Origin of the sequence: Claveliimonas sp., from assembly GCF_037273965.1 — a bacterium.
Lineage (GTDB): Bacteria > Bacillota > Clostridia > Lachnospirales > Lachnospiraceae > Claveliimonas > Claveliimonas bilis.
On sequence record NZ_JAYAZJ010000121.1, the window covers coordinates 1 to 5,494 of the forward strand.

The following is a 5,494-nucleotide window of genomic DNA, read 5'->3' on the forward strand; positions in this document are numbered from 1 at the left end:
GCTATTGGGGCTTATATTTGTCTTTCATTCTTTTGTGGGTGTTCGGCTATGAAAGCTATATTCATATTCAGTTTACAAAAACAGCAGGAATAGCGGCGGCAGCGGCTGTGCTGCTCCTTTTTCATGTGATCACATCTGAAAAATTCTGTGTCTGGGAGACGGTGGCAGGTTTTCTTCTGGGACTGACCGGCTTTATGTACAGAGAGGATCAGTTTTTTGCCAGCAGCGCGCTGATGGCAGGTGTTGGTATTTATTTTATTTTTACACTTAAAAAACGCTTTCCGGGAAAAGAATGGAAACGGTTTGGCCTGTGTGCAGGTATCTTTGGGATGCTGCTGCTTGCTGTGTTTGCTGTGGACTGTACGGACAGACTGATGTATAAAAATCCTCAGTGGCAGGAGTATCAGAGGTTTAACAATCTGAGATCAGAGCTTCTGGATTATGGATTTCCGGATTATGAATCCAATCAAACTTTATATCAGGAGCTGGGAATTTCCAGAGAAGCATATGAGCTTTACAGAACCTGGAACTTTAATGATCCGGACAAATTTACCACAGAGGTTATGGAGAAGCTGGCAGAGCAGAAGCCGGAAAAGATACTCTCCGGAAAGGTGATCCATTCTTTTGTAAAGCGCTTTCCAGGTGATGTGCTTCAACAGAAAGCATTCTGGATTGTTTTACTGCTGTTTGTACTGTGGCTGTTTTTTGGAAAAAAGGGATATGCTGCGTGGTTTGGACTTGCCGGAGAGCTCTGTATGCTGGGAGGACTGAATTTTTATCTTTATTTTCAGGGAAGATATCTGGTAAACAGAGTAGACGTAGGGCTGTGGTTCAGCGTATGTCTCACAATGGCGTGGCTATTGGCAGATTCTGTAAAAGAGCGTGAGAAAGCAAAAGAGCGTTCAAAAGGCAAAGTAGGTGCTTTATCTGTTTCTACTGTTTCTATGGAAAAGATTTCCGGAAGGTGGGGGCTTGTTTTATGTGCAGCAGTTCTTCTGATTGCACAGAGTTTCTGGTATGATGACTGGAGGCTGACTACCAGAGAGATTCCCAAAGCGCGGGTAAGTCAGCGGGCAGTACTGGAAACCATCGGAACAGACAAAGAGCATGTATATCTTGCAAAAAGCGGCACGGTATCAGAGATTGTATGTTACGGACCTTTTGACCCCATGCCGGAAAATCTTCTGGATAATCTGTACTGGCTCAGTGGATGGGAATGCAGAACCCCGGGGATTGTAAAGGAGATGCGGGAACACGGGATCACAAATCCATATAAAGATATGATCGGAAATAAAAAGGTTTATCTAATTGACGATAATATTCAGCTGACCCTGGATTATATCCGGCAGAATTATGACAAAAATGCAGAGGCGGTATTTGTGAAAACGCTGGGAAACGTGGATTTATATCAGATTCAGGGTAGCGTCCGGGAATAAAATCCCTGTAAAACAGGCGGAAAAACAGGCTTTTGCAGGGATTTGAAAAAAATTCGCGAATTTTTAAAAAAAATTAAAAAAACCTATTGACTTTTATTAGAACATGAGGTATTATAATCAAGCAGTCGCGAGAGAGCGGCTGATAAATAAGAAATGCAGGAGTGGCGGAATTGGCAGACGCGCAGGCTTCAGGTGCCTGTGGTCGCAAGATCGTGTGGGTTCAAGTCCCATCTCCTGCATTATTTTTTTGTGTATCGGGAAGCCCTTAGTTCAGCTGGGGCTCCCGATTTTTTCGTGTTGTGAAAGAAATAATTTCCTGGCCACCAATGGTTAAGGCTGCTTCGGCTTCCTGGATTGAATCAGAATTATTTTCAGCGAAACATAATTTTTTTCAGCTACTCTTTATGTTGAAAAAGAAAGTTTCTTGTGATATAATCTTGAAGATTTAGGATAAAACAAGAGAAAGGGAGATTGTATGAAAGCATTTCTGATATTAGAAGACGGCCATGTGTTTACAGGAACCAGTATTGGCGCAGCCAGAGAAGTAATCAGTGAGATCGTTTTTAACACATCTATGACCGGATATCTGGAAGTGATGACTGATCCGTCTTATGCTGGACAGGCTGTTTGTATGACCTATCCGCTGATTGGTAATTATGGAATTTGTTATGAGGATCAGGAGTCCAGGAAGCCGTGGATAGATGCATTTATTGTTCGTGAATTATCCCGTATCCCCAGCAACTTCAGAAGCGTTGACACCATTCAGCATTTTCTGGAAAAACATGACATTCCGGGAATTGCGGGCATCGACACAAGAGCCCTGACAAAAATCCTTCGTGAAAAGGGTACCATGAATGGTATGATCACAGTTGATGAAAACTATGATTTAGATGCAATTATTCCCCGTTTAAAAGCATATACAACTGGAAAAGTAGTGGAAAAGGTTACCTGCCATGAAAAAGAGATTCTGGAAGGCAAAGGACCGAAGGTGGCTCTGATGGATTTTGGAGCAAAACGCAACATTGCCCGCTCTCTTAATGAGAGAGGCTGTCAGGTGACGATTTATCCAGCTCTTACACCGGCAGAGGAAATTTTAAAAGATAATCCGGACGGAATCATGCTCAGCAACGGACCTGGGGATCCCAAGGAATGTACTTCTATTATAGAAGAAATCCGTAAGTTATATGAGTCTGATGTTCCGATTTTTGCAATCTGTCTGGGTCATCAGCTTATGGCGCTTGCCACAGGCGGAGACACTCATAAGATGAAATACGGACACAGAGGCGGAAATCATCCTGTAAAGGATCTTGCAACAGGAAGAGTTTATATTTCTTCTCAGAATCACGGATATGTGGTGGATGCAGAGCAGCTTGAGGCGAAAAATATTGCAAAGCCGGCATTTGTGAATGTAAATGACGGTACCAACGAAGGTATGGCCTATGTAGGTAAAAATATCTTTACCGTGCAGTTCCATCCGGAAGCTTGCCCGGGACCGCAGGATTCCAGTTACCTGTTTGACCGATTTATGGAAATGATGGGAGGAAACAGATAATGCCGAAAAATAAAGACATCCATAAAGTTCTTGTGATTGGTTCCGGTCCGATTATTATCGGCCAGGCAGCAGAGTTTGATTATGCAGGTACTCAGGCCTGCCGTTCTCTGAAGGAAGAGGGCATGGAGGTTGTACTTCTTAACTCAAACCCGGCAACCATCATGACAGATAAAGATATTGCTGACCGCGTATACATTGAGCCTCTGACTGTAGAGGTGGTAGAGCAGCTGATCCTGAAAGAAAAACCGGACAGTGTGCTTCCTACACTGGGAGGTCAGGCCGGCCTGAACCTTGCAATGGAGCTGGAAGAAAAAGGCTTTTTCAAGGAGCATAATGTACGTCTGATCGGTACTACTGCAGAAACGATCAAAAAGGCAGAGGACCGTCAGGAATTTAAGGATACTATGGAGAAGATCGGTGAGCCGGTTGCAGCCTCCAAAGTAGTAACAACAGTGGAAGACGGTATTGCATTTACAAAGACTATCGGATATCCGGTTGTTCTCCGTCCTGCCTACACTCTTGGCGGCAGCGGCGGCGGTATTGCCAACAACGAATACGAACTGAGAGAGATTCTCGAAAATGGTCTTCGTCTTTCCCGTGTAGGCGAGGTCCTTGTAGAGCGCTGCATCGCAGGCTGGAAAGAGATTGAGTATGAAGTAATGCGCGACAGCGCAGGAAACTGCATCACAGTCTGCAACATGGAGAACATTGACCCAGTAGGCGTTCACACAGGCGACTCTATTGTAGTTGCTCCTTCTCAGACTCTTGGGGACAAAGAATACCAGATGCTTCGTACTTCTGCCCTGAATATTATCACAGAGCTGGGAATCACTGGCGGATGTAACGTTCAGTATGCGCTTCATCCGGAGAGCTTTGAATACTGCGTTATCGAGGTAAATCCCCGTGTAAGCCGTTCTTCTGCTCTTGCAAGTAAGGCTACCGGTTATCCCATCGCCAAGGTTGCTGCAAAGATCGCTCTTGGCTATACACTGGATGAGATTCCAAACGCCATTACAGGAAAAACCTATGCAAGCTTTGAGCCGATGCTGGACTACTGTGTTGTAAAGATCCCGCGTCTGCCATTTGACAAATTTATTACTGCAAAAAGAACTCTGACAACTCAGATGAAAGCAACCGGAGAGGTTATGAGTATCTGTCATAACTTTGAGGGAGCTCTGATGAAAGCTATCCGTTCTCTGGAGCAGCATGTGGACAGCCTTATGTCCTATGACTTTACCGGACTTACTGAGGATCAGCTGATTGAGGAGCTGGCTGTTGTAGATGATCGCCGTATCTGGAAAATTGCGGAAGCCATCCGAAGAGATATTTCCAAGGAATATATTCACCGTATTACAAAGATCGATCGCTGGTTCATTGACAAGATCGCAATCCTTGTTGAGATGGAGCAGGCGCTGAAGACCCAGCCACTGACAGGAGAGCTTCTTCTGGAAGCAAAACGCATGGAATTCCCGGATTATGTGATCGGAAATCTCTGTGGCAGAACAGAGGCTGAGATCAAGGCTCTCCGTGAGGGCTACAACATCCGCGCTGCCTATAAAATGGTAGATACCTGCGCGGCAGAGTTTGCGGCAGCAACACCATACTATTATTCTGTTTACGGCGGACCGGATACAGAAAATGAAGCAGTTTCCACACCGGATAAGAAAAAAGTTCTTGTTCTCGGTTCAGGTCCGATCCGTATCGGCCAGGGTATTGAGTTTGACTTCTGCTCTGTACACTGTACCTGGGCTTTTGAAAAAGAAGGCTACGAGACAATTATTATCAACAACAATCCTGAGACTGTCAGCACAGACTTTGACATTGCAGACAAGCTGTATTTCGAGCCTCTGACACCTGAGGATGTAGAAAATATCGTAAAAATCGAAAAACCGGACGGAGCGGTCGTTCAGTTCGGCGGACAGACTGCCATCAAGTTGACAGAAGCGCTGATGAAAATGGGCGTGAAGATTCTCGGAACATCTGCAGAAGACGTAGATGCAGCAGAGGACCGTGAGCTGTTTGACGGCATCCTGGAGCAGTGCCAGATTCCGAGACCGAAGGGAGATACTGTATTTACTGCTGAGGAAGCAAAAGAAGTTGCTAACAGACTGGGATATCCGGTTCTAGTACGTCCTTCCTATGTTCTTGGCGGACAGGGAATGCGTATTGCAGTCAGCGATGAGGATGTAGAAGAATACATTGGAATCATTAACCAGATCGCGCAGGATCATCCGATCCTGGTAGATAAATACCTGATGGGCAAAGAGATTGAGGTAGACGCTGTATGTGACGGCGAGGACATTCTGATTCCTGGTATCATGGAGCATATTGAGCGTGCGGGAATCCACTCTGGTGACAGTATTTCCGTATATCCGGCACAGACTATCAGTGAAACTGCAAAGGAAACCATTGCAGAGTACACACGTCGTCTTGCAAAAGCGCTTCACGTTGTAGGTATGATCAATATCCAGTTTATTGTATGCGGCGAAGAAGTGTATGTAATAGA

The 5,494-nt window shown here is 45.1% G+C and carries 3 protein-coding genes and 1 tRNA gene; all 4 read left to right on the plus strand.

The window, feature by feature from the left end; translation table 11 throughout:
• The coding region (locus WJ238_RS10745) for a hypothetical protein (RefSeq protein ID WP_337606925.1) at window positions 1-1,436 on the plus strand (1,436 nt) is incomplete at its 5' end.
• Window positions 1,437-1,591: 155 nt separating this feature from the next.
• Window positions 1,592-1,675 (plus strand) — tRNA-Leu (locus WJ238_RS10750).
• Between the two features lie 236 nt (window positions 1,676-1,911).
• Window positions 1,912-2,988 carry a carbamoyl phosphate synthase small subunit gene (locus WJ238_RS10755; RefSeq protein WP_147598377.1) on the plus strand — a complete coding sequence of 359 codons (1,077 nt, stop codon included), beginning with the start codon at window positions 1,912-1,914 and terminating at the stop codon, window positions 2,986-2,988.
• A partial coding sequence (carB, locus tag WJ238_RS10760) for a carbamoyl-phosphate synthase large subunit (protein ID WP_337606926.1) occupies window positions 2,988-5,494 on the plus strand: 2,507 nt, incomplete at its 3' end. The genes WJ238_RS10755 and carB, both read left to right, overlap by 1 nt.

What these genes read in the sequence shown, in the direction of transcription:
- WJ238_RS10755 (WP_147598377.1), top strand. Translation starts at nt 1,912, where the DNA reads ATGAAAGCATTTCTGATATTAGAAGACGGCCATGTGTTTACAGGAACC.